This is a genomic window from Shewanella oncorhynchi (assembly GCF_012584455.1).
In the GTDB taxonomy this organism is placed as follows: Bacteria; Pseudomonadota; Gammaproteobacteria; order Enterobacterales; family Shewanellaceae; genus Shewanella; species Shewanella oncorhynchi.
Genome location: NZ_JABAEB010000011.1, coordinates 150,671 through 176,990 on the forward strand (window position 1 = coordinate 150,671; position 26,320 = coordinate 176,990).

The window sequence follows — 26,320 nt, forward strand, 5'->3', positions numbered from 1 at the left end:
ATGACAACTCTGCTACCCAACCTATTAACAGCACAGCTTCCGGTGTTGGCACTTTGTATGATGCGCCCTTTAGGCATGATGCTGCTATTACCCTTATTTAAAGGGGGGGCAATGGGGAGCGCATTAATCCGTAATAGTCTGATTTTAATGTTTGCTTTACCTACTGTGCTGGCAATGGATGAAATGCAGCCGATACTGCAGCAGGCCGACACTTGGATGCTCATCAGCCTATTTGGCAAAGAAATTATTGTAGGCATGTTACTCGGTTTCTGTGCCGCCATTCCCTTTTGGGCCATAGATATGGCGGGATTTGTAATTGACACAATGCGGGGGGCATCCATGTCGACTGTACTTAACCCATTGATGGGACTGCAATCATCGATTTATGGCATGCTGTTTACTCAAGTTCTTACCGTGCTGTTTTTAGTCTCGGGTGGTTTTAATTTTCTGCTAACTGCACTTTATCAGTCATATCAACAATTACCCCCAGGATTTAATTTAACGCTAAGCCAGCCCTTGATGGTGTTTATAGCCCATGAGTGGCAATTGATGTGCCAACTATGTCTCAGTTTTGCCATGCCCGCCATGGTGATTATGATCTTAGTCGACGTAGCCTTAGGGCTAGTAAACCGCTCGGCGCAGCAGTTAAACGTCTTCTTTTTGTCTATGCCCATTAAAAGTGCTTTGGTCTTACTGTTATTGATCTACAGCTTACAGTTTGCTTTGTCCCATTACCTGCAGACCATTTCTGGGGTAGAGCAGCACGTAGATATTTTGTTTGGACTCTTAGCAGGGCACTAGTGCCCCTGGTGGATATGACCTATGGCCGAGAAAACAGAAAAACCCACAGAAAAACGTTTACGAGAAGCGAGAAATCGCGGTCAGGTCATTAAAAGTGCTGAAATTGTCACAGGGTTACAGATGGCGATCATTCTCGGTTACTTTCTCTACGAAGGGCCTGCACTCGTCCAAGCCATTATGGCGTTAATCGACTTAACCATTCACGCCATCAATCTTCCCCTTGAAACTGCGGCCGAGCAAATCGTTGGTACCTTCGCCATGCTGGCATTACGTTTTTTAGGTGGGCTGACATTAGTACTCGTGTTTACCATTGTGGTGGGGAACTTAGTCCAAACAGGTCCCGTTTGGGCGGCTGAGTCTATAATGCCGAGCATGGATAAACTCAATGTCATGAATAATGCTAAGCAACTTATTTCACTGAAAAGTCTGTTTGAGCTTGCTAAAAATCTCGTTAAAGTCACAGTGCTGAGTTTAGTGTTTTACTATCTGCTCCATCGTTACGTTAACGCCTTTCAATACTTGCCTTTATGCGGAGAAGCCTGCGGTATCAGTGTGATTTCGACCATGATCACTTGGCTCTGGGGCAGCTTTTTAGGATGTTACTTAATATTTGGGATCGCTGATTATGCATTTCAACGCTATAGCCTAATGAAAGAACTCAAAATGTCTAAAGATGACACCAAACAAGAATACAAAGATTCTGAAGGTAACCCCGAAATGAAACAAAAACGCCGCGAAACCCAGCGAGAAGTGGCGTCTGGTAGTCTTGCCAGTAACGTTCGCAAAGCCACAGTGGTTGTGCGTAATCCAACCCACATTGCCGTGTGTTTGTATTATAGTGAAGGTGAGACACCGTTGCCTAAAGTGCTTGAAAAAGCCGAAGATCACATGGCCTTACACATTGTGGCATTAGCTGAGAAAGCTGGGGTGCCAATTGTCGAGAACATTCCATTGGCCCGCGCCTTATTTAAACACGTTGAGGCAGGAGACGTGATTCCAGAGAGCCTATTTGAACCCGTAGCAGAGCTTTTACGTCTAGTGATGACAATATCCTATGATAATATGGAGTAACATGTCTTACTGTAATCAAATAGAATCCTTGATGATAATTGTCTCTTACGAATCCCATAATGAATCTATGAAATTCAAATAAGTAGCCACGCATAATATTGTTTGAAGTAATCAATTTTACCAAAATATTACTCTGAATTTGCACTAAGTTAGGTTTACGCACGCCGCAGAGATATGGTATCTGCAAGTGTGGGGTGAAGCACCACGACGTTGATTTTTCTTGAAAAAGAATCAAATGAAGTCTGTATCTAGATTCGTTTGAATGGCTGAACTACCACAAGTGGCACAGTCATAGAATGTAGACAACAACAATTTATCACCTGACGATTTGGTATCGCACTAAATTGGCATGGCAGTCTAAGCACCACTCAATCGTGCTTTCCTTGTCAATTTCTACACAGATATTTGCAAATCTTTACCTGTTAACGACACTTCCTTCGTCTACTGTCTTTGGCTAACTCTATATACTGTTGGAACAATTTCAGTTCCTTAGCAAGATGAATGCTTGCTGTCTTTAGCATTGATGGACACGACAATACCGATGAAAAAATCCTCAAAGCGTAAATTGCTGCTCGCGTTAAGCGGCTTAATACTCCTTAGTGGCGGTGCTTATTTTATGTGGCATAAGCCTGAAACGGCACCTACCTATGTGACTGAAGCGGTGCGCCGTGGCGATATCGAAAACTCAGTGCTGGCCAATGGCATGTTGCAGGCATCCAAACTGGTGAGTGTGGGCGCACAGGTATCGGGGCAAATCTTAAGTTTGCCGCTGGCACTGGGTGATGAAGTAAAGAAAGGCGATTTGATTGCTCAGATTGATAGCCTAGCGCAGCAGAATAATTTGAAGGATGCCCTCGCATCACTCAAGAGTATCAATGCTCAGTTCCGTGCTAAACAGGCGCAGATCCGCCAAGCTAAATTGGAATTTAGCCGCCAGCAGCAAATGCTTGCCGATAAGGCCAGTTCTCGTGCCGATTATGAAGTGGCCGATGCTAATCTAACGGTTTATCAAGCCGAGCTTGAGCAATTAGAAGCGCAAAAACAACAGGCTGAGATTAACGTCGACAGTGCCAGAATCGATTTAGGTTATACCAAAATTACCGCGCCGATGGATGGCACTGTGGTGTATTCCGCGGTGGAAGTGGGGCAAACCGTTAACGCCAATCAAACGACACCGACCATAGTTGAAATGGCGCAGCTGGATACCATGACAGTTAAAGCGCAGATTTCCGAAGCGGATGTTGTCAATGTCCATCCGGGTCAAGCCGTGTATTTCACGGTTCTTGGAAAACCGAATCATCCCTACCGTGGCGTTTTGAGGGCGATTGAGCCTGGGCCGATTTCGATGGATGGCGACGATAGCAATATGAGCTCTAGCGACTCAGACGCCATTTATTACCATGGTCTGTTTGATGTAGAAAACCCTGACCGTACCTTGCGTATCGGCATGACGGCGCAGGTGTCTATAGTGTTAGCTAAGGCCGATGATGCGCTATTAGTGCCTGCGCAGATATTGCGTATAAAGCCGAGGGAGAAATCCGCGGCGCCAGAGGCTAAGCCTGTCGAGCGTAAAGCCCGCAGCGGCCCGCAATATCAAGTGCCTGTATTAGTTGATAACCAAGTGCAATATGTGGATGTCACTGTGGGGATTAACAACAAAATCAATGCTGAAATCACCGCGGGTTTGAAGGAAGGCGATCAGGTTGTGCTTGGCATGCCGTCTTCCGATGATGGCAGCAGTAAATTACGTCGCCCACCTAGCGTGAGGTTTTAACAGTGACAACGGCATTACTTGAAATTTCAGGTTGTTATCGCACTTTTCAGGCGGGTGAGCAGCAACTCACTGTGCTGAAAGATGTGAACTTGTCGATTGGCCGTGGCGAGATGGTGGCGATAGTTGGTGCTTCTGGCTCGGGTAAATCGACCCTAATGAACATTCTTGGTTGTTTAGATAAGCCGTCAAAGGGCGCGTATTTTATCAATGGCCAAGATACCTCGACTATGGACGTTGATGAGTTAGCACAGCTGCGCCGCGAGCACTTTGGTTTTATCTTTCAGCGTTATCATTTACTGGGCGATTTGACCGCCATAGGCAACGTCGAAGTGCCTGCTGTGTATGCGGGTAAAGAACGCACGGTTCGTAAAGACAGGGCCGAGCATTTGTTAACGCGTTTAGGCCTTGGCGACAGGCTTGACCATAAACCCAATCAGCTCAGTGGCGGACAACAACAGCGGGTCAGTGTGGCGCGCGCTTTGATGAATGGCGGCGATGTGATCCTTGCCGATGAGCCGACGGGTGCGTTGGATAGTCACAGCGGCGAAGAAATGATGCAGTTGTTGCAGGAGCTGCACAGCGACGGTCATACCATCATTATCGTGACCCATGATATGCACGTGGCCCAATATGCCGACCGCATTATTGAAATCAAAGACGGCGTGATCATCAGCGATGAACGCAGTCAGGATAAACAGACGGCTAAGCCACAAAGCTCGACGTCGCAAAGCTCAACGTTACAAAATACGGCGCCACAAAAGCCTAACGATGCAGTGGCAGCAAAAGATGGCTCGCGTGCGCGGGTGGCTTCGTGGGACAGATATGTCGAAGCGCTTAAAATGGCGCTGGTGGCGATGTCGACCCACAGGTTACGTACCTTCTTGACTATGCTCGGGATTATTATCGGTATCGCCTCAGTGGTTTCTGTGGTGGCCTTAGGTGAAGGCTCGCAGCAGGCCATTCTCAAAAGTATCAGTTCGATGGGGACTAACACGATTGATATTCGCCCCGGTTCTGGTTTTGGCGATAGACGCTCGGCGCGGGTGCGCACCTTAACCGCAACGGACGCCAATGCCCTTAAAAATCTGCCCTATGTTGATAGCGTGACGCCAAGCATTGGCTCTACTGCAACGGTTCGTTTTGGTAATAAAGCGGTATCGGCATCGGTGAATGGTGTGGGGCCTGAGTTTTTCCGTGTAAGAGGGTACGAGTTAGCGCAGGGCCAATTTTGGGATGATGCAAGTGTCGCATCGCTCGCCCAAGATGCGGTGATTGATGACAACACCCGTAAGGAGCTTTTTCCTAACAGCGCTGCCGACAATAACTCGGCGATAGGGCAAGTGATTTTCCTTGGAGATTTACCCGTACGTATCATAGGTGTGACTCAACCTAAAGAAAGTGCTTTTGGTAACAGCGATGCGCTTAATGTGTGGGTGCCTTACACCACAGTTTCTGGCCGTATGGTGGGTAAAAATTATTTGGATGGTATTACCGTTCGACTCGATGAAACTGTGCCGAGTAACGCGGCGGAGCAGGGCATTATCGCGCTGCTTAAAATGCGCCACGGCACGCAAGATTTCTTCACCATTAATACCGATACCATTAGGCAGAACATTGAAAAAACCACGGCAACCATGACCTTACTGATCTCGGCTATCGCGGTGATTTCCCTTGTCGTTGGCGGAATTGGGGTGATGAATATTATGTTAGTGTCTGTGACTGAGCGAACCCGTGAAATCGGTGTTCGTATGGCCGTGGGTGCGCGCCAGAACGATATTTTGCGCCAGTTCCTTATCGAAGCCATTTTAGTGTGTTTGTGTGGTGGCACCTTAGGCATCGCCTTGTCCTACTTAATTGGCGTGGTGTTTGCTCAAACGGGAGGCAGTTTCCAAATGATTTATTCCACCACCTCCATCGTTGCCGCCTTTGCCTGCTCGACCTTAATTGGTGTGCTATTTGGTTTCTTACCCGCCCGCAATGCGGCGCAGTTAGATCCCGTTGACGCACTAGCTAGAGAGTAATAACACCATGAATAATAAACTATTTAATCGACCATTTTCACCTCGTAGCTGTGCTATTGCTGTTTGCACGGCTTTGGGATCAGCTCTGTGCATAGCGCTACTGAGTGGTTGTGGCAGTGTTATGCGTTCAGACTTTGAACCGCCTGCATTGGCTATTCCCGAACAGTGGCAAAACACCACAGTGAACGAGCAAGTGAGAGTTGATCCTTGGTGGCAGCAGTTTCATCAGCCCGAGCTCGATAAGCTGGTCAGCCAAGTATTGAGCACTAACAATGACTTAACCCTAGCGACCTTAACGCTGCGTAAGGCACGCTTGCAGGCAGGACTAACGCGGGATGATCTATACCCACAGTTATCGGCAAACCTTGACGCTTCCCGTAATCAGCCACTTGAGGGTGGCGATGCGACTAAGAGTTATCAAGCAAAATTGTCCGTGAGTTATGAGGTGGACTTGTGGGGCAAAGTGTCGGCCAATATCGACCAAGCTCAATGGGCGGCGCTGGCGAGCGCCGAAGATAGAGAAAGTACCACCCAAAGCCTAGTGGCGACCACCGCATCCTTTTATTGGCAGATAGGTTATTTAAATCAACGGATTGATTTAAGCCAAAAGAGTATCGAGTACAGTCAGCAAACGCTGGCATTAACCCAAAGGCAGTATGATTCTGGGGCCGTGACGCAAGTGAATGTGCTTGAAGCTCAGCGCAGTATGGCGGGACAAGAGGCTGCCCATAGCCAGCTTATTCAGCAATTAACTGTGGCTAAAAATGCCCTCGCGATATTACTGAATCAGGCACCTGCAGCTGTTCCTGCGCAGAGTTTAGTTTCAGGGGGAACTTGGGTTGAGATTAAGCAACTCCCAGACGTAGCAGTGCCGGACGTTAGCGTGGGTGTACCCGCAGATTTATTAGTGAGACGCCCAGATGTGAAGGCCTCCTTGTATCAACTGCGCTCCGCCTTGGCGAGTAAAGATGCGACCTATGCGAGTTATTTCCCAAGCCTGAGTTTAACCGGCGGTGTTGGGGAGTCGACCTCTGAGTTAAAAGAGTTGTTACGTAATCCCGTTGGCAGTTTAGGCGCTGGGCTAGTCTTACCCTTTTTGCAGTGGAATCAAATGCAAATCAATAATGACATTGCCGATATCGATTATCAAACCGCAGTGGTGAATTATCGCAAGACGCTTTATTCCGCCTTTGAAGATGTCGATAACGCGATTTCGGCTAAGCAGCAATATCGCTATCAAGGGGAGAAATTGGCGCAGCAATTCAGTGCCGCGGCAGCCGTTGAAGCCATTTATGAGAGCCAGTACCGCAATGGCGCTATCGGTATTCAGAATTGGATTGATGCCCAAGAGAATCGTCGCAGCGCCGAGGCGGCTTTACTCGAGAATCGCTATAACCAACTCACCGCCCAAGCGACGCTTTATCAAGCCCTTGGCGGCAGCGATATCGCTCCGCCTTTGGCAAAGGAATAGCGCATTTTTGTAAAAGCATCACAGCGCGACAGAAAAATAAAAAACCGCTATTAATAGCGGTTTTTTATATTGCTCAGGGTGAGTGTTTGAATCTGTGCTTAGCCGTTAAGCGGATTAGCTGCGTAATATTTGCAGCGGCAAGCTGAGCATATCATCGCCCGTTCCCGCTAAGTGCCAGATGATGCCGACTAAGGCACCAACCGTGAGCAAATACCAAATGACCGAGAAGATTTGCCCGTATCTGTCTAATGGCAGCAGATGGCTTTGATGACGAGTTCGCCATTCGAAAATGATTTCTAAGCTGCCAATCAACAGTAAGAAGCCCAATAGCGCTAAGCCTAAGGTGTAGCTGATATACACTCCGAAAGCGGCACCGGCGGCGCAGGCGACCAGCCCCATGATGCTGTTCATCGAAAAACTAATGCTCTTTAAAATATGGCCGCCATCGAGTGGCAAAATAGGCAATAAATTAAATAGGTTAAGCAGCGCATTAAAGGCGGCAAGGCCAGCAAAAAACACATTGCCTGTTGCGTGGTAAGCAATCAAGGAAGCGATGGACATCAAGAGCCCAAAGGTTGGCCCCATGATGGAAATCACCACATCTTGCCAACGTGTATTTATTTTTTCATCGGAGAGCGCGAGTCCGCCCATAAAGGGAATAAGGTAAATCCCTTTGGTTTTCATCCCAAAATATTTCATTGCGCGAATATGGCCATATTCGTGAAATACCAAACAGGCGATAAGTGCGAGGGCGAATTGGAAGGAGAATAGCCAAGAATAAGCGGCAACACTGGCGCCCGCTAACACTACCTTTATGACTTTAGCGCTTTTTAACAGCTTAAAGCCGAGGGAGGCGAGTCCTATCATGCTGATTTTTTGCTGTTTAACGATGGGCGTTTCTGGTGTTTGGCGTTCGATATCTTTCTCTGTCCGTCGCCCTTGGTCGATAATCTTGTCATCCATCAGCAAGCAGTAATCGAGGCGGAAAGGCTGCCAAACGAGATCGGTTTCGAGGCGAACTTGGATTTTAGCTTCTGTTATGGCGATGGCTTGCTCACCACTTTCTGTCACCAATGGGCTGCTGTGGTGGGTGAGTTCAAAGACATGGACTTTGAGGCCGCCATTATCGACGGAAGCTTCTTTTTGTGAGACTAAGGTGTTGTCCCAGTAGAGTTGTTGCCAGCCCGCGAGCGAGCCTTCTAAGCGCAGTTGTTTGCCTAAGCAGTCAATCTTAAGTAGTTCCAATTTCGGTTCCATCTGTTTGTATATTTAGTGCCAACTTAAACGTCATCCCTTGAGTCGACGCAGAAAACGGTTATTTTGGAGTGCATCTTAAGCGCTTTACCGTCTGGCTTAGCGCTGTTACACCGCGGCAAATTATGCCTGTGAATTGATTATGAGGATATTAGCTTTTAAGGTCATGTTGTTTTTTATTGATTAACTGAGTCATTGATAGCCATTTATTATGGCTTATCATGTGTTTGCTGTTTATTCATCGAGGGTACGAACAATTTCGATGCCTTGGGCAATTGTCGTGAAAGCCAGTTTAGCGACACAACATTGTCCTAGTGCTTGGGCATGATTTTGAACCCATTTGATAAATTCATTGAGTGGCAAATCCTGTTTTTGGCGCAGTAATCGAGGTAATTCGCCAACAGGATCTTCATGGATTTTTTGTGGACAGGCACTGATAAGGTATCGCTGCCCTTTGGAGTCTAATAATTGATCGGTTTCGATGAAGTGATGCTGATAGAGACAGGCCAGTTCGAGCCAATCTCTTTGATGTTCTAGGTAAAGTAATTCGTCATTTTGAGTCAGTTTTACAATCGCTGGCCATTCAATACTCGACATCTTAACGCTAGTCATTTCAGATCCTTAGGAAGTTTAAAATGGGCTCTGAGGTATTCTCTGAGATCAATCGGCGGCAGTAGACAAGGATTAGGATTTTGCAAGAAGGTGACTTGGCATACTGCTGCGTGCGTTTATCTGTGAGCAGTATGCCACGCTTGGAGAAGATAGATAGAGGCCTGAACGAGTTCAGAGGTTTGGCTGCCGAGCGAAAGCCGCCTCAGCACTGGCTGAGCGGGCAATAAGTTAAGAACCCTAGTGAACCTTATGTGCTCGGTACAGCTTTTGCCTTGGCGTTATAGTCAAAGTTAATCTCTTGATTAACATTGGCAATACAACAAGTGCCGTGTTCACGTGCCGTACGGTGATTTGCTGGACCTATATGCAGCTCAACGTTAAGGAATACGTGTTTAAGCACTTCGATGCGGTATTTTTCGTAGTAGCCTTCGACTTCTTGTTTAAAGGTATCGAATTCAAGCTCTTCACGGGTACGTTCGTCCATGATGCGATTCTTCTCATCAAGCATCATCTTGATTTGCTCAATCATAACCGCGTCAGCTTGCCATTCTGACTTGGGGGGCAGTTTATTGAGGCGAGCCTCGATATCTAAACTGGCGACGACCATAGCTTTAACGCTCTCATCGAGTAACTTGAGATCTTGCTTGAGTTCAGCCTGTCCCATTGCGCAGTAAACGTCAGTTTTAGTCCCTGCCGTTGCACCTATGACAACCGCCGTGATGCCTTTTTCAGCGTGTGCTACTCCGCCAACCAGATCGCCACGACGACCGCTAGGATCGCTGACCGTTAAACTGCCGGCGGTTTTGGTATTACTGTGCAGCAACTGTTTAGTGACTAAGATATTTCCTTTGGCAACTAATTGAGAATATTGCACAAATTGGGCGCTGATCTGCCCTTGAGAATAGATATTGGTAGAGTATTCATTGGCTTTAATCTGGCGGCCAATGATGCCTTTACTCACAGTGACATCGCCTTCCGCTTCAAGGGTGGCGGAGTCCACAAACCCCATCACGGTAATATCGCCTGAGCTTTTAACTATCATGCCCTCGTGGACATCACCTGTGATTAAAATACTGCCCTTGAAGGTGACATGGCCTGTACTGATGTCGACGTCTTTAAGTTGCAGTACATCATCGACATTCATACCTGTACGGGTTTCGACGGGTTGTCCCGGCACTGTGGCGATCAGTTTATTGGGATCTTTGGGATGAAAGGCTGTGCCTGTACCCGCTTGAAGCACGGCATCCTTACCTGGTTTTTGTTTAAGGACTTCGCCCTTGATGTTGTAGCCCGGAGTGCCTTCGGTGGCTAAATGTTTAACCATCAAGAGATCATTGGCTTTAACAACGATCATTGCGCCTAAATTGCGCATATCGACACTGCCATCTTCGCGCTCTTGTGGCTGAAGCAAGCGCTCCCGCGCAAGGAATACTTTGCGTTCTAATACCGCATTGAGTCCATTAACAGGGGCTTTGCCTTGGGCTATTTCACTTTGGCAGATTTCCCCTGGCTTGAGTGTGCTGAGTTGCTTTAGTAGAGCTTGAATTTTGAGTTTGCTTAGCCCCATGCAGACGTTGTTTTTTTTGAGGTGAGTGAGGATCTCTGGCAAATCTATCTGTTTACCACCCCATGCTGCGGTAAGTTTAAGGCTGGCTTGCATTTTATCGGGACTAATCTCGATAGCTATGCTGCCATCGCGACGTTCGGCCAAAGTAGTATAGAGCTCAAATTTTCCATCGTCTTGATTACAAAGAGAGTTGATTTTAGCGACGGTTTTAGTAATGGCTGGCTCTAGCGGAAACAGGGCGGCGAATTCAGGTAAAGACAACAGGCGCATTATGTCTTCATGGGTGACTGGACCATGGACATTAGGGATCAGGCGCAATTCAGCTTTTGTCTTATCGCTGTTTAGCTCTATGAGTTCAGGGTCCAGCATAGGGGCATTCCTAGTAATTGCGTTTTATTCTTGTTTAAGAAGCTGTTTTGAGTATAACAGTAGAAACTTAGGGTAAAGAAGCCTTTTTGGCTGCAAAATCAGCAAATGTTGTCATTTTGTTGTTAATGGTCTATGAGTGAATTTTAAAATAGTTTTTTATAAAAAATTGAGTCTTATAATCAGTGTTATCTCTGGTTTTATAACAAAAATTACTGAATAAACCACAACTTATATTGATTTTGGGTTTAACCATTATTTTGATGTTTTAAATCGAATCCCTATGTTAGGGACGGCTGTTGAGTGACTATAAGTGGGGGATTGTCAGAATCGCTGGCATGCGGCAGATCACAATATTGAATTTTGTAACACGATGAAAGGGAGGTTTTATCTAAAAACAAACAGGGATTGGGATAAGAGTGAGTGGCTGGGTTGCCAATAACGCGCTTCAGCGAAAGCATCTGCGCGTTTTAATCAAACATCTATTTGTGCTGGAAGTAATACAACTTGTACTTATTGTTATCGGCAACCACTTTCAATTGGCCAAATTCGGCGGCGATAATATCGGAATAGGGCAGGTGGCGATTGGCGACTATTTGCCAAATACCATTATGTTGTAATTGCTTAGCACTATCGGTGACAAAGTTCTGCGCTATGCTGGTGGTGCTGGCGAGGCCATCATGAAACGGCGGATTAGAGATAATGCCGTTAAATTTTCCTGTGGTTTGCGTGAGCCCATCGGATGGATACACTTTGGCTGTCATGCCATTGGCCGCGAGGGTGAGTTCACAAGAAGCTAACGCCATGGCATTAATATCAACGCATTCTAGGGATAGGCTCGGTTGTGCTTTTAGTAGAGCGGCGGTGATCACGCCTGCGCCGCAACCAAAATCGAGCACTCGACCCGAGAGTGTTGGTAGGTGTGACAATAATAATTCAGTGCCGAGATCTAACCGTTTTTCGCTAAATACCCCGACTAAATTACAGATACTGATCTCGCCTTGCGGCGTTATGAGTTGATACTGACTGACCCAGTCGCTAAGTTTCATTGCCGGGGCGCTGCCCTCTAAATTGCTACCAAACAGCAGGCAGTGGCGGGCGTTATCGAGTTTCATCCCCGTCGCAAAATACTCAGGCAAAAGCTTCACTAAAGACTTAATCCCGCCTTTGTTTTCCCCAACGACTAATAGCTGGCCGTTAGGCACAAGATGGCTGGCGGCGAGGTTAAACAGATAAGGTGCGAGGGGTTTAGCCTTGGGGAAATAAACGATAACCGTATCGTACTTTTCTGGTTTAATTGGGTCTTGATGTGGCAGTTCGTGGCCGAAGTAGCAACGCAGTTTTGAATTCGCGTGCGGCGCTAAGTGTAAATAATGGTGGTAATCCAAGGCGAGGGCATCGACCGAGGCCGCGACATCGAGCAGGGCTTTGGGCAGTAGATCGGCTTCATGATTGAGCACTAACACCTTATGTTGGCTTAGGCTGTCTTGATTACGAATAATGACTTGCGATGGATTAGTTAACACAGTTACAGGCACCTATAAACTTAAGTGTGGGCATTATACCCGTTATTCACGCCCGAGCCAGTTTGCATCGAATCACTGCGCTAAGACCTAATAAAATCCCTAATAAAAAGACCCAATAAAAAAGGCAACTGCATTATGCGGTTGCCTTATGTGATTGCCTTTAATGAAAGGAATCGATTAACGCTTAGCTCTTAGGTTTCTTCGGTTTTGGCAATAAGCTGAAAATCTTATTGGCGATATCAGTATTGTCTTGATGGCCGTTAAACAGCTCAGATGCGGGACCTGCGGCAAACACTTGTACGTCTGTGCCTGTATGGCCGTCGGTTGTCCAACCTGTATCAGTTCGCTTATCAATAACATGGCGAATTGCAACCGCGATGGTTTCTAATCCCTGCATTCTGGCGACCGTTAATTTTGCGATTTCTTCTTCGTTGAGCTCAAAACCTAAACCGCGGGCGAGATCGGCCTGCCATTGTTCACCGCTGATGGCGGCTAAGGCTAATGTGTCGGTACTGGCTGAAATGTTACGTAGGATTTCAGGGTTCCAGTTGTACTTTCCATCGACGCCAATCGATAGGCCACCGGTGTTATGGTCGGCGGTGATCACCATCAGGGTATCAGGATGTTCACGCACGAATTGCTCAACCACTTCAATGGCATTGGAGAATTCATCCATTTCACCCATGGCAGTGGCAATGTCGTTATTGTGACCCGCCCAGTCGATGAGGCTTCCTTCGACTAACAGTACAAAACCTTGGTCATTCTGCGACAGTAAACGGAGCGCTTTTTGGGTTAAAGTGCTGAGTTTTTTCGCATCTTTTTCATCAATCGCCCAAGGTAATTGGACTTCGGCAAACAAGCCTAGCACTTTAGGTTGGGTGATGCTGGCGAGGTCTTCAAAACGAGTAATATGTTGATAACCCTTGGCTTTAAATTGCGCTAATAGTTCAGGGGTAAAGTATTTTTGACCACCGCCTAAGAATACATCGGCGTTGGTTTCTAGATAGCTGAGTGCTAAGGCGTCGTAGTTTTTACGGCTCTCATTGTGGGCTAAAAAGGCTGCAGGCGTGGCGTGGTTTATCTGGGATGTAACAGCCACACCTGTGCTGAGGCCAAGGGATTTGGCTTTTTCGAGTATGGTCGGCAGCGGTTGCTTTTGGGTATCGACCGAAATCGCCCCATTGTAAGATTTAACGCCAGTGGCGAGCGCAGTTGCTGCCGCGGCTGAGTCGGTAACATAACCACTGACACTGGCGGGATAAGTGCTCGCCATCCCTACAAGTAAACGGTCGAATACGGTTTGTTCGACTTCCTCTGTGTCAGGGTTATCTTTGTAGTAACGGTAAGCGCTAGTGTAAGACGGTCCCATACCATCACCTATCATGATGACAATGTTTTTGGGACGCGACGGTGCTTTCGTTGGACCTGTTTCTATGTTGGCCCAAGTCGGAGTCGATAGTAATAAACCTATGCCGAGTAACAAGAATGGCGCTTTGGTGAAACTCATATCACATCCCTAGAAAGTGGCTAGGCGCTTGTGATGTCAAAGCGCCTTAAATCAACAAACTCGTTGGTAAATTTTTATGCTTTGGTGTTAATGCGTGCTTCAATAGCATCCATTAACATGCCTGTGATGTCGACATCAAATGCTGCTTGGATCTCACGGATACAAGTTGGACTGGTTACGTTGATCTCAGTCAGCTTGTCACCAATGACATCGAGGCCGACAAAAATCAGTCCACGCTTTTTAAGTTCTGGACCAATGGCGCGGGCAATTGCCCAATCGCTGTCGGATAAAGGTTGAGCCACACCGCTTCCGCCTGCCGCTAAGTTACCACGGGTTTCGCCTTTCATTGGGATACGCGCCAAGGCGTAGGGCACAGGCTCACCATCGACCACTAAAATGCGTTTATCGCCTTTGGTTATCTCAGGGATAAAGGCTTGCGCCATGGCATATTGTTGGCCATAGCTGGTCAAGGTTTCTATGATGACCCCAAGGTTTGGGTCGTCCTGCTTCACTCTGAAAATCGAGGTGCCGCCCATACCATCAAGTGGCTTAAGAATAATATCGCCCTTCGCTTGGTGGAAAGCGCGGATACGTTTGGCATCACGGGTTACGATCGTTTCTGGCGTGAATTCGCTAAACCATGCGGTAAACAGTTTCTCGTTAGCATCACGTAAGCTTTGCGGCTTGTTAACGATCAACACGCCTTGTTCTTCGGCGCGTTCAAGCATGTAAGTTGCGTAGATAAACTCAGTATCGAATGGCGGGTCCTTACGCATTAAGATCACGTCGAGTTCGCTCATCGGCGTGTCTGTAGCTTCGCCGAGTTCAAACCATTTGCTCGCATCATTGAAAACAGTTAACGGACGCATATTGGCCATAGCCACACCGTTGACCATGGCAAGATCGGCCATTTCCATATAAAACAGCTGATAACCTCTTTCCTGCGCGGCCATTAACATGGCAAAACTGGAGTCTTTCTTAATGTTGATCTCACTGATGGGGTCCATCACTATGCCGAGTTTTATCATTAATCTGTTCCTTATTTGTCGCCGTTTGCAGGCAAAAAAGCATTTATTGGATAATGGGGTGCCATACCACCGCAGTGTGCGGTTGTGGACGGTCTAGCCTAAATCACCAAATCTGAGTTGCAGTGCCGTAATGGCGGTGAGCGAGGCGGTTTCGGTGCGTAGCACTCTGGGGCCAAGCAACACATCGGTAAACTGATAGGTTTCTGTCATGGCGATTTCTTCCGCCGACAAACCGCCTTCTGGGCCAATTAATAGTCGCACGCGGGTATGCGCCAAATCTAAGCCATTGATACCGTGTGCGGCACGTGGATGCAAATTGAGTTTAAGCGCTGAGGTCGGCTCACTGCACCAATCGTGTAAGTCCATCGCTGGGCGAACCACGGGCACTTGGCTGCGTCCCGATTGCTCACAGGCGCTCACGACGATCTTCTGCCATTGCTGAATTTTTTTCTCTAGGCGTTCGCCGTTGAGTTTCACACCGCAGCGATCTGAAAACAGCGGCGTAATCGTATTGACGCCAAGCTCGACGGATTTTTGAATGGTGAACTCCATTCTATCGCCACGGGAAATCACTTGGCCTAAGTGCAAGTTGAGTGGCGACTCAGATAAATTGGCCTCACAGGAGATCAGTTTTACTGTGACATGCTTCTTACCTGCATCGACAATTTCAGCAAGATAATCATTGCCATCGCCATTAAATAGACTGATATGTTCGCCGTTGCCCATGCGTAGCACCTTGCCGATATGGGCCGCGCCATCTTCGTCTAAGTTCAACTGTTGATTGATGGCTAATGGCTGAGGTTGATAAATTCTTGGGACTCTCATTGTCGACCTTATTCGGCTAATTGTTGACGCTGTGGTGGCGCATTACAGGCATTCTGCACAAAGGGGTTATGGTTACCTTGGGTTTGCGCTATGGCGTTATCACGTTTGCACTCAATAGTATCAACTGGATAGGTTTTATCCCATGCCTTAAATAATTTTAATTGGCTAGAGGCGATTTTAAGACCATAGGTCTGCTGCATATAGAGGTAGGTTCTGGCTATCTTACCGCGGGTATTCGCGGGAGGTTGTGCTTGACGATTCTTAAAGTCGACTACCATAGCACATTGGCCATATTGGTCGGCCTTACCGTTCCATTGGCTAAATCGGAAGTTGCTGCGATCGCCATTGACCTCACCAATTGCGGGCACCAAATTATGCATGTCCGATTCCATCTTATTAAATTCATTACTGTTATCGGCACAGTTTTTACGGCCGCCCTTTTGCCAGCATTGGAGTTGATGGCCAAATTCCCAGGCGGGGACTATGTGTTCCCACTCGATACGGTTGGCGCGGGTTTCCTGTTTACGGACTTGATAACCACAGCTGGCGAGATCGGGTTTCCACGATTTACCTTTGATCTGAATTTCACAGCCACAGTAAAAGCTGACTGCGGGCAGAGTACCTTGGCGACTGCCTGCGTAGAGCGCCTGTGACTTGGTTTTCGCTTGGCTGAAACTGCTGGGATGTGACACTGAGGCACTTGCGGGCACAGATAAGGTCGCCGCCCAAGTGATTAGGCACAACAAAAGTCGCCGTGAATTAACGGTTAAAGAAGCTTTGTTCAAAATTTATCCCAAAATAACAAACACTACGCGAGCCTTTGGCTCATCTTTTATGGCGTGATGGTAAGGGAAATATCGCTGTTTATGCAAATTGAGTCGTACTTAGGTGGGGGTTTTGTTTGCTGAAAGTCGCTAGATCGCAGTTAAATGGGTCTTACAGCGTTTACAGATATAACGACTTTCACCACGCAGCACCTTGTTATGGCGGCGAATACTCAGTCGAATCGGTCCACAGGCGCAGCGATACTCAACATCGCGACTCGTAACTGAAGTGGTATTAAAGCTATGTGTGGTACTCGGATTGACCTTAAATACCGTTAACATCAAAGATTGCCATTCTTTACCGTGGGGCTTGGTTTTGCCAAAAAGCTGAAAACACAGTAAATGACAAATTTCGTGGGGGACGACCTCAGTCAGAAATGCCTCGCTGTTTTCGCGTAGCAATACAGGATTGAATCGCAAGCGATTCTGTTGCAGATGAGCCGTACCCGCACTCTTACCCCTTAGACTAAATTGAGTGACTGGGCGTGGAAAAGTGCGCTTAAGCGATATCTCGGCCTCTTGATAACAAGCTTCAATTCGCTCTAGTACTTGAATTTGTAGTGACGAGAGTGGGCGTGATGAACCAGTGAAAATATGCGCCTGAGTCGGATTGGGTGCTGGTGGACTCGTTATCACCTGCGACTTATCTTGGCTTTGGCCTAAGGCTGCGTGCGTCGACCTTGACAGCGGGGCAAGTGCTTCACTGCTGCGACGGCGTAAGGCATTGAGTAAGTCAGCGGGTTTCAGCATAGGGTTAGCGTTGGATCTCGTCGGTTAAAGATAAAATTGAGTGCTTAAAACTTATCGGTGATTAAGCCTGCCTAAGCGTTCACATCAGAAGCGTTCGCATCATAGCGAACGCTATCTGACAATGCCAGTTTCAGCCAGTTTCAGCCAGTGTGACTTGGCTATAAACTCGCTGCCGCCTGCATCACCATAGTGCGTACTTGTTCGACTATGGCTTGCTCAGTATCTGCGTCATAGCCTTTGACTCTTGGTGTGTGAATGTGGCCGACCTTGGTATGGCTATTAAACTTTTGCTGCAAGACTATGGCGCGATAGGAGATTTCATTAGAGAGATAACCGCCGCCTGAACCTTCGACTGAGGTTTCGTTTTGCAGTTCGTTTAATGATGTTGCACTAAATTCGCCGCGGGCAAGGGTAGTGACAGTATGGTTATCATTGACTTTCCATTGACCATCTTTGACTTGCATAGCCGAAACAGGCAGTGAAAATTCCACAAATTCGGGGCCGATAAAATCTTTACCATTAAGCTTTGGGGCAACCGGTGCGGTTTTAGTGCCGCCAGTTAGTACGTTTTGGTTATCGGGCGCCGCTGCACTGCGATTTCGCCCTGGGAAACGTTCAATATCAAAATCAGTTCGGCCCATGCTAACGGTGAACACAAATTGGGTTTTGGGATCGCGATAAATCGGGCTCAATAGCGACTCGATAAGTCCTTGATCAAAATCTGCAAAACGCACTGGCACCATAGCGGTTTCTATTTGCGCCGTTTTACCATTAATTTCAAAGCGAAAACCATCCAAGGCGAGGGCGACTAAACCTGAAGTATTACTCTGGGTGATATCTTTGTCGAGGAAGAAAGGATCGAAACCAGTGAGAAATATTTTGATTTGGACATCATCACCATATTGAATATCGCTAAAACCCCGTGAGGCCTTTTCAACCGCACTCATTAATATGTCTTGTTGCCAATCGGCCATTTTAAAGTTGGCGCTGGTGGTTTCTAGACTATTAAGCATGGCAAGGCGAGCCCAGTATAAAGGTCGGTCGTCAAAATGCCCTGACTGTACATCGCGGACAGCTTGTTGCCACAATCTGTGTCCTTGGCGCGCCGCTAATTGGGTGGCGTCAACTTCGTTTTTCTTTGAGCTCAGTTGAGCCAGACCATCGTCAAGTGCTTGATAGCGAGTGACTACGTCGCCTATGGTTTTTTCGGCTGCTGGTAGGCGGGAAACTTCAACGTCACCAAATAACTGCACGGCACTGGCTGTAGTCATTAAGCTGGTGGTGAGGATGAGTGTTAACACTGGCTTCAACATGTTTGGCTTCCCTGTAGTGATTAGACGTTATTCATTGGAAATAATGATTATTTTTTTCGTGCGGATAGTCTCTTATGCCAAAAAGTATGCACTACAAGCTGAGGGTAATAAAGTTAAGCTCAGTGATCTTTGTCATCTTATGCCAATATCTTCTATCACAAATCATGTGGCGCTGGCATTAACCCATCTGCAACAGTGCAATAGGGTCTAGTTTGCCTCTTTTTTGCCACAATTGGTCAGCAGTTTGCTAGGGCTTGCCAAAACCCTAAGTGATAGCCTTAATCACTTTTTTAGTTCATTGGATTGTTTGTTTTTCTACAAGGAGACTTTATGCGTTTGTTCACCATATCGGCTGTGCTGGTGATGTCGTCTATTTTAGTGTCGTCAAGCTTAGTGGCGCCGACTTTTGCATCTACTACAGCTAAGGAGTGGCAAGAAACCCGCAGTTGGGATGCTAGTTTTACTCAGCACCAAACTAAAGGCGTAGTGGTGTTATGGAATGAAAACAAGCAACAGGGATTCACTAATAATCTTAAACGTGCCAATCAAGGTTTTTTACCTGCATCGACGTTTAAGATTCCTAACAGTTTGATCGCGCTAGAGCTTGGCGTGGTGAAGGATGAGCATCAAGTCTTTAATTGGGATGGTAAAAGTCGAGATATCGCAACTTGGAATCGTGATCATAACCTTATTACTGCAATGAAGTATTCGGTTGTGCCTGTCTACCAAGAGTTTGCTCGCCAAATTGGTGAGGCGCGTATGTCGAAGATGATCGCCTCGTTTGATTATGGTAATGAGGATATTTCGGGAAATTTGGATAGCTTTTGGTTAGATGGTGGCATACGAATTTCGGCTACGGAGCAAATCGATTTCCTACGTAAGCTTTATCACAACAAGATACACGCTTCTGAGCGCAGTTTACGTATTGTTAAGCAAGCCATGCTGACTGAAGCGAATTCTGACTATATTATCCGTGCGAAAACCGGTTATGCAGTCAGAGCAGAACCAAGCATTGGCTGGTGGGTAGGTTGGGTTGAACTCGATGATAATGTATGGTTTTTTGCGATGAATATGGATATTCCCGACGCCGCAGGTTTACCATTGCGTCAAGCCATTACTAAGGAAATCTTAAAACGGGAACGCGTTATTCCTTAGCCCATGCTAGGTAGCGTAAGCATAGCGTATCCAAACCTTGCGAGAATTGCGTATGAAGCTGCCTACTTAGCTGACATCAATCGTGATACTGAAAGCCTAGACTCAGATCTAGGCTTTTTTATTGGGCTTTCTTGAAACAGGCTTCATTGATGCGACGGGAAACATTAACCCATTAGGGATTGCAGGCTTTCTTGGCTGCTGAAGCGTTTTACAAAGAAATCTAAGAAGACACTGATGTTGGTGGCCAGTTGGCGTCGGCTCGAATAAACCCCATAAACCTTAAAAGGTTCAATCGGCCACTCCTGTAAAATTGGTACTAGCTGTCCATTAGCAAGTTCGGTCTTACAGGCTGAATTGGATAACATGGCGATGCCAAAATCATCTATGGCTAATTGCTTCACCATTATCGGGCTGTTGACCCTCACTTTACGCTGAAAGTTCGCCATGGTTTTACGCGAACCTTTACCCAGTGGCCAAATTGGTGCTGAGCGAGAAGTCCCCAATAAAATCCCACTGTGCAGGCTGAGTTCCTTTGGAGTCGCGGGTGTGCCTTTGAGTTTTAAGTATGCAGGGCTTGCCACTAAAATTGGCTGGCGTTCAAACAGTAATCTTGCGACTAAGTCCGACGATTGAAGTGGGCCATATTTGATGGCTATGTCATATCCTTCACCGACTAAACCAATATCGTTGTCGGTAAACTGGACATCCAATTCAACATTGGGATATAAACGCATAAATCCGCTACAGAGGTTAGCGATAAGTTCTTGGCTAAATGACACTGGGATTGCAATGCGTAATGATCCTGACACATCATCGTGAGTATTCTCGATAACTGCCTTGGCCGCTTCTACCTCATTGCGAATCGAATCACAGTGTTGATAAAAGAGTGCCCCGATTTGGGTCAAACTCAGATTACGGGTGTCGCGCTGTAGTAATCGCACGCCAAGTTGTTCTTCTAGCTGCGCGATTTTGCGACTTATGGTGGATTTTGGGTGGCCGGTTTCACGTGCAGCTTGGGAGAATCCCTTCGCTCTAACTACGGCTGCAAATAGCATCATACCGTTTAAATCTGGCATGTTATTCCCACTGTCTCATATTTGGAACAAAGCGTCCTATGCAGTTTAATGGCATTTGACGGGATAACAAAGTTATATTTATTGGCTAAAAATTTTCAGAGGCTAAGCAGAGGATCTTTTGATGACCAGCAATAATCAGCCCAAACACATGACTCAAGCCCAAACGCCCGATCCGCTTTTTTTACAGGCCGAGCATTTGGCAAAAGATTTTTCTCTGTTTCCTAAGCACAGTAAACAGAGTTTATCGGAAGAAATTAAAGGTCTTTTAAATGAGGATGCTATTCAAGCAAACTTAAAAGACTTGGCATCTTTAGATGTCGACGGTTACGTTGCTAAAGTGATCCAGCCGACCCAAGATAAAGGTCGTCCTGGTGCAAAACGTATTATTGCCGATCTTAAAGGTCGTTTGATTACGGAAACTCACTTGGGCTCTTTTTACAGTGCTGAGGTCGAGCTGAACTTTGGTTCACGCACTCGTCGTATTGGCTTTATTGCCCAAGAACGCACTACCGCTAACGGTGCTTGGATGCCTGAGCATCATTACGCCGCTTGTAAGGCAATTCGTCATTTCGCCGAATTGTCTATGCCTATTATCTATTTAATTGATACCCCAGGGGCGGATGCTGGCGAAATCGCTAACAGCCAAAACCAAGCGCATTCAATTTCTAAAGCTATCGCAGAAAGCGCCAATGTTGACGTACCGACAGTCGGTATCGTAATTGGTGCTGGTTATTCTGGTGGCGCAATTCCATTAGCGGCGGCGAACATTCTGTTGTCGTTGCGTGACGGTATTTTCAATACGATCCAGCCACAAGGTCTGCAAAGTATTGCCCGTAAGTACAACTTATCTTGGCAAGAATGTGCGAAATCTGTGGGTGTATCACCAGAAGAGCTTTATACCTCAGGTTGTATCGACGGTATCATCGACTTTTCACCTGGCGATCGTGACGAGCGTCAGCACAATCTGCGCCGCGCTATTATTAGCAGCGTAGAAGCGGTTGAGCGTGCAGCGATGAATTTTGTGCGTGAATCTAAAGATTTACGTGAGCATTATGATCGCAGTTTAACTCGTTTCCTTAATCCATCTAAAAACTTGATGGCTTTGGAACTGAACGCAGAATTGGCTGTGGCAACGAGCCCGACCAGTCACCATAACTTGTTTGGTAGCGCCTATCGCTATTTGCGTTATTTAACGCTACGTAGCCGTATCCATTCTATTTCTCAAGAGCAATATGGTCGTCTGTCACGTGCTAGCGTGCCAGAAGGTGATCTGTTGGCACGTATTCAACAGGAACAAGACCGTGTGTTCCAAGCTTGGTTGTCTAACCCTGACAAGCTAGTTTATGACGAAGATTTGAATAAATTATGGACTAACTTTGTCGCTAAGCGTGACGAAGTCTCGACCGAGCGTAACATGCTGACACGTTTGATTTTGGGTGAGCCAAAAGAGAACTATAAAAAAGCACGTAAGGCGCTGTTATTCAACATCAGTTGGTCTTTATATCACCGCTGGAAAAGCAATGCGGCTAACAACTTCAAAGGGCTTATTCAGCACTTAGAAAATTTGCCAAAGTCTGTGACTCAAGCTAAATGGCCTGAGCTGAATCAACTGACTGTGCTGGATGTGGTGGTAAATGAAGAACTGCGTGAAGACTTTATTTGGCAATGCCATAATATTCTGATCTTCAATGCCTTGTATGACAACGTTGTGGGCAGCTTAGCGTCAATCGCTAAAGAAGCCATGATGTCGAAGAGTTTGTCACGTAACTCAGTGAATAACCTGTTGCACAAGTCAATTGACCATGCATTGTCGACGCAAGATACCTCGAACGACAAAGCTAAGTTCTATAAGTGGCTCAAGTATTTTATGGGTCAATCGAACCGCGCCGATTTGTTGGTGCGAGTAGAGCAGTGGAAGAGTGTGGGTTTCCCACAACTTAACGACAGTCTATTCGTGGTACTGACTTACTTCTTCGAGCGTTTACTGCCTGAGTATTTCGATAGTGAAAGCGATACCAGCAAGTACACTGGCGCGATCAACCCTGTGCGTATCGGTCGTCGTAAGGACTTCTGGAACCGCTTGACCATGGGTTATCAAGATCTATTGATCCAAAAAGTGCTACGTGACGAAAAACGTAAAGGCAACATGACTTGGGAAAATGTGGTGAAGCAGTTCTTTACCCATTTCGAAGAGATCAACGGCGACAAAATGTCGGCTAACTTGCTCAACTTCCCAGGCTTCCGTTTATCGATTGAAGACGCATTAGATAAAGGCATTCGCCCATGTGGTTTGATCACAGGTATTGCTGACTTTAAAGAAAAAGGTCAAAAAGTGCGTGTGGGTGTGGCAGTGTCTAACACCGCATTCCAAGCGGGTGCATTCGATATGGCCAGTGCTGAGAAATTCTCTGCACTATTAATCGAGTGTGCTAAGCGTAAATTACCCGTTGTGTGCTTTATCAGTTCAGGCGGTATGCAGACTAAAGAAGGCGCCGCGGCGCTATTCTCTATGGCTGTGGTGAACGATCGTATCACGCGCTTTATTCGTGATAACGAATTGCCAGTACTGATGTTTGGTTTTGGTGACTGTACCGGTGGTGCGCAGGCGAGTTTTGTGACTCACCCATTGGTGCAAACTTACTATCTGTCTGGTACTAACATGCCATTCGCAGGTCAAATGGTGGTGCCAGCTTACTTACCATCAACGGCAACGCTGTCTAACTACTTGTCAAAAGTACCTGGCGCAATGGCGGGCTTAGTCCATAACCCATTCAGCGACAATTTAGACTCTCAGTTAGCAGGTATCGATCCTCTGATGCCAATGCCTTCGGCAAAAATTAACGATGTGATCATCAATGCACTGTCGACCTTAGTGGTTGAAGCTACTGTTGAAGAAGAAGTGATCGTGCAGAACGATCCACGTAAGTTAATGAAGCCTATTAACAAAGTATTGGTTCACGCCCGTGGTTGTACAGCTGTAAAACTTATTCGTAAGGCGCATGACAATAATATCAATGTGGTATTAGTGGCGTCGGATCCTGATATGACATCAGTGCCCGCGGACATGCTCAAAGAAACCGACAAGTTAGTTTGTCTCGGTGGTAACACATCGGATGAAAGTTACTTGAACGCATACTCTGTGCTGAAAGTAGCCGAATATGAACAGGTTGATGCATTGCATCCAGGTATCGGTTTCCTATCAGAAAGCCCGCAGTTTGCTGCATTGTGTGTGAATAACGGTGTTAACTTCGTCGGTCCTAGCGTGCATTCAATGACGACTATGGGTAACAAGTCGAACGCAATTAAGACATCGCAAGCGCAAAACGTACCTGTTGTGCCTGGTTCGCACGGTATTCTGACCAATGCTGAACAAGCCGTAAACGTGGCGAGCGAAATCGGCTATCCAGTACTGCTTAAAGCGGTACAAGGTGGTGGCGGTAAAGGTATTCAGGTTGTAAAACGTCCTGAAGACATGATTGGTTTATTCCAAAAAACTGCAACCGAAGCGGCTGCCGCCTTTGGTAACGGTGACTTGTACTTAGAGAAATATGTGACATCACTGCGTCACATCGAAGTGCAGTTACTGCGTGATAAGTTCGGCAACGCGAAAGTATTAGGTTTGCGTGACTGTTCGGTTCAACGTAACAACCAAAAAGTGGTAGAAGAATCTGGCTCAACTATGTTGCCAGATGAGCTGAAGCGACAAGTGCTTGCTTATACCCGTGCCTTAGGCGACGCGACCGATTACATGGGCGCAGGTACCGTAGAGTTTATCTATAACTTAGATGCGAACGAAGTCTACTTTATGGAGATGAACACGCGTCTGCAGGTTGAGCATCCAGTCACGGAAGCGACTTCAGGTATTGATATCGTTAGTGCGCAGTTTGATATTGCCGCTGGCCGTTCAATTGCAGCGTTAGAGCCTAAAGAAATTGGTTATGCGATGGAAGTACGTGTGACGGCTGAGAAAGCGGCGCTCGATAGCCATGGCATACTGCAGTTGATCCCAAATCCGGGCAAGATCACTGAGTGTGTGTTCCCAGATCATCCAGATGTGGAAATCATTTCGATTGCTGCGCCAGGTAAAGAAGTATCGCCATACTACGATAGCTTGATTGCGCAAATCATCATGCGCGGTGAAAACCGTGAGGATGTGATTGCCAAACTGTACGAATACTTAGACAGTGTAGTGCTGAAAGGCATCGCGACTAACATTCCGTTACTCAAGCTGATCTTGAAAGATGGTACCTTCAACGAAGGTGTTTACGACACTAACTATCTGCCACGCTTAATGGCCGAGCTCGATATTCCTGCGTTGATCGCAGAAATGGAAGCTGCCGCTGAAACTGTGGAAGTAGATACTGAGTCACTGCGTGTTGGCGAAAGTAACGAACTGAAAGTGTTAGCCCAAGGCGCAGGTATCTTCTATACCTCTTCTGCACCGGGTGAAGCGGACTTCGTGAAAGAAGGTGACATAGTCACAGTCGATCAAACACTAGCACTAACAGAAGCGATGAAGATGTTCTCGCAAGTGACCTTAGCCGGCTTTAACCGTCAGAGTGCGATTCTGTACCCTGAAGATAAGAAGTATCGTATAGAGCGCATCCTGAACAGCAATGGTCAGCAAGTGTCTCAAGGCGACTTACTGTTCGTGGTCTCGCCTGTTGAAGAATAAGCTCAGCGTTTAACTCCATAGCTGAATGAGAAAATACCCGCCATTGGCGGGTATTTTTTTGCTTCTAAATTATTGCCACTAAATTTTCTGTCACTAAATTTCCTGTCACTAAATATAGGTAAGCGAACATGTCACTCTTAATTTGCATTACGTCTTTGATAAATCGACTTAGCTTTATATAGATAAGCTCATCGCTAACAAGTGGCCAATATCAGCTTTGTGCAATACGGCCTGTATCTCTGATTAAGTCGGCAAAGAGTTTCTTTAATCTATCGTTCGCCCATTTATTAGAACAAGCTGCATCAAGAACCCACCTCTGGCCTCGAGAATCAACGGAATCTCCGTGCTTTATTCGTAGTAATAGAGGTTCATCAAACCTCATTTTAAGTTGAAACTGAGTCTAAAATGAGCGGAGTGTGGATAACTTTGGGGGTAAGTGGTGGGTATGGTGTGGCTAGATTAGATAATTAGAATTAACTGCAAATTTCCTTAAAATAGGGGTTGCGGACTTTCTCAATCTCCCTATAATGCGCATCCACTGACACGGCAGACAGCGAAAGCCAGCTGACGAGTTAGGTTGAATTGAGTAGCTTTTAAGCACTTAATTCAAGCGCAGCAAGAAGTTGTAAAAACTCCTTGACGCGAAACGGGAAATGCGTAGAATACGCAGCCCTAGCCAACTGGAAGCGTTCGGCGCTCAGTGT

General features: G+C 46.6%; 18 protein-coding genes. 7 read left to right on the top strand and 11 right to left on the bottom strand.

Going from position 1 to position 26,320, the window contains the following annotated elements:
- The 5 genes from sctT (at position 1) to HGO26_RS17455 (ending at position 7,138) form a co-directional block, all read left to right on the top strand.
- A complete protein-coding gene (gene sctT / locus HGO26_RS17435) occupies positions 1–801 on the top strand; it encodes a type III secretion system export apparatus subunit SctT (protein WP_028761721.1) in 801 nt (266 codons plus the stop codon).
- 21 nt (positions 802–822) lie between these two features.
- The gene (locus HGO26_RS17440) at positions 823–1,872 is read left to right on the top strand and encodes an EscU/YscU/HrcU family type III secretion system export apparatus switch protein (RefSeq protein ID WP_131525061.1); all 1,050 of its coding nucleotides are present in this window, start codon (positions 823–825) and stop codon (positions 1,870–1,872) included.
- A 541-nt stretch (positions 1,873–2,413) separates the two neighbouring features.
- Positions 2,414–3,646, top strand: a complete 1,233-nt coding sequence (locus HGO26_RS17445) for an efflux RND transporter periplasmic adaptor subunit (protein ID WP_168826787.1) — start codon at positions 2,414–2,416, stop codon at positions 3,644–3,646.
- Between the two features lie 2 nt (positions 3,647–3,648).
- On the top strand, positions 3,649–5,667 hold the full coding sequence (locus HGO26_RS17450; protein ID WP_168826790.1) for a MacB family efflux pump subunit: 2,019 nt from the start codon (positions 3,649–3,651) through the stop codon (positions 5,665–5,667).
- Positions 5,668–5,674: 7 nt separating this feature from the next.
- On the top strand, positions 5,675–7,138 hold the full coding sequence (locus HGO26_RS17455; protein ID WP_168826792.1) for an efflux transporter outer membrane subunit: 1,464 nt from the start codon (positions 5,675–5,677) through the stop codon (positions 7,136–7,138).
- A gap of 114 nt (positions 7,139–7,252) precedes the next feature.
- On the opposite strand, the gene HGO26_RS17460 is transcribed toward HGO26_RS17455, so the two are convergent.
- The 10 genes from HGO26_RS17460 to HGO26_RS17505 form a co-directional block, all read right to left on the bottom strand.
- Positions 7,253–8,395, bottom strand: coding sequence for a site-2 protease family protein (locus tag HGO26_RS17460; RefSeq protein ID WP_168826794.1), 1,143 nt, complete (start codon positions 8,393–8,395; stop codon positions 7,253–7,255).
- 231 nt (positions 8,396–8,626) lie between these two features.
- On the bottom strand, positions 8,627–9,004 hold the full coding sequence (locus HGO26_RS17465; protein ID WP_028759298.1) for a DUF4144 family protein: 378 nt from the start codon (positions 9,002–9,004) through the stop codon (positions 8,627–8,629).
- A gap of 247 nt (positions 9,005–9,251) precedes the next feature.
- Positions 9,252–10,940 (bottom strand): flagellar assembly protein A, encoded by a 1,689-nt coding sequence (locus tag HGO26_RS17470; RefSeq protein WP_168826796.1) that lies wholly within the window; start codon positions 10,938–10,940, stop codon positions 9,252–9,254.
- Between the two features lie 479 nt (positions 10,941–11,419).
- The gene (locus HGO26_RS17475) at positions 11,420–12,463 is read right to left on the bottom strand and encodes a methyltransferase (RefSeq protein ID WP_168826798.1); all 1,044 of its coding nucleotides are present in this window, start codon (positions 12,461–12,463) and stop codon (positions 11,420–11,422) included.
- Between the two features lie 184 nt (positions 12,464–12,647).
- Positions 12,648–13,970 (bottom strand): alkaline phosphatase, encoded by a 1,323-nt coding sequence (locus HGO26_RS17480; RefSeq protein WP_168826800.1) that lies wholly within the window; start codon positions 13,968–13,970, stop codon positions 12,648–12,650.
- Between the two features lie 74 nt (positions 13,971–14,044).
- Entirely contained in the window at positions 14,045–14,998 is a 954-nt protein-coding gene (gshB, locus tag HGO26_RS17485) for a glutathione synthase (RefSeq protein WP_168826802.1), read from the bottom strand.
- A gap of 93 nt (positions 14,999–15,091) precedes the next feature.
- The gene (gene rsmE / locus HGO26_RS17490) at positions 15,092–15,823 is read right to left on the bottom strand and encodes a 16S rRNA (uracil(1498)-N(3))-methyltransferase (protein ID WP_168826804.1); all 732 of its coding nucleotides are present in this window, start codon (positions 15,821–15,823) and stop codon (positions 15,092–15,094) included.
- An 8-nt stretch (positions 15,824–15,831) separates the two neighbouring features.
- On the bottom strand, positions 15,832–16,608 hold the full coding sequence (gene endA / locus HGO26_RS17495) for an endonuclease EndA (protein ID WP_168826806.1): 777 nt from the start codon (positions 16,606–16,608) through the stop codon (positions 15,832–15,834).
- Positions 16,609–16,737: 129 nt separating this feature from the next.
- Positions 16,738–17,397 carry a SprT family zinc-dependent metalloprotease gene (locus HGO26_RS17500; RefSeq protein WP_168826808.1) on the bottom strand — a complete coding sequence of 220 codons (660 nt, stop codon included), beginning with the start codon at positions 17,395–17,397 and terminating at the stop codon, positions 16,738–16,740.
- A 158-nt stretch (positions 17,398–17,555) separates the two neighbouring features.
- Positions 17,556–18,710, bottom strand: a complete 1,155-nt coding sequence (locus HGO26_RS17505; protein WP_168826810.1) for a C15 family peptidase — start codon at positions 18,708–18,710, stop codon at positions 17,556–17,558.
- Between the two features lie 330 nt (positions 18,711–19,040).
- Here HGO26_RS17505 and blaOXA point away from each other — a divergent pair, with 330 nt between their 5' ends.
- Positions 19,041–19,865 (top strand): class D beta-lactamase, encoded by an 825-nt coding sequence (gene blaOXA / locus HGO26_RS17510; protein WP_168826813.1) that lies wholly within the window; start codon positions 19,041–19,043, stop codon positions 19,863–19,865.
- A 164-nt stretch (positions 19,866–20,029) separates the two neighbouring features.
- On the opposite strand, the gene HGO26_RS17515 is transcribed toward blaOXA, so the two are convergent.
- Complete coding sequence (locus tag HGO26_RS17515; RefSeq protein WP_105251501.1) at positions 20,030–20,941, bottom strand: LysR family transcriptional regulator; 912 nt, start codon at positions 20,939–20,941, stop codon at positions 20,030–20,032.
- Between the two features lie 121 nt (positions 20,942–21,062).
- On the opposite strand from HGO26_RS17515, the gene HGO26_RS17520 reads away from it, so the two are divergent.
- Entirely contained in the window at positions 21,063–25,616 is a 4,554-nt protein-coding gene (locus tag HGO26_RS17520; protein ID WP_113941555.1) for an ATP-binding protein, read from the top strand.
- The last annotated feature ends 704 nt before the right edge of the window (positions 25,617–26,320 follow it).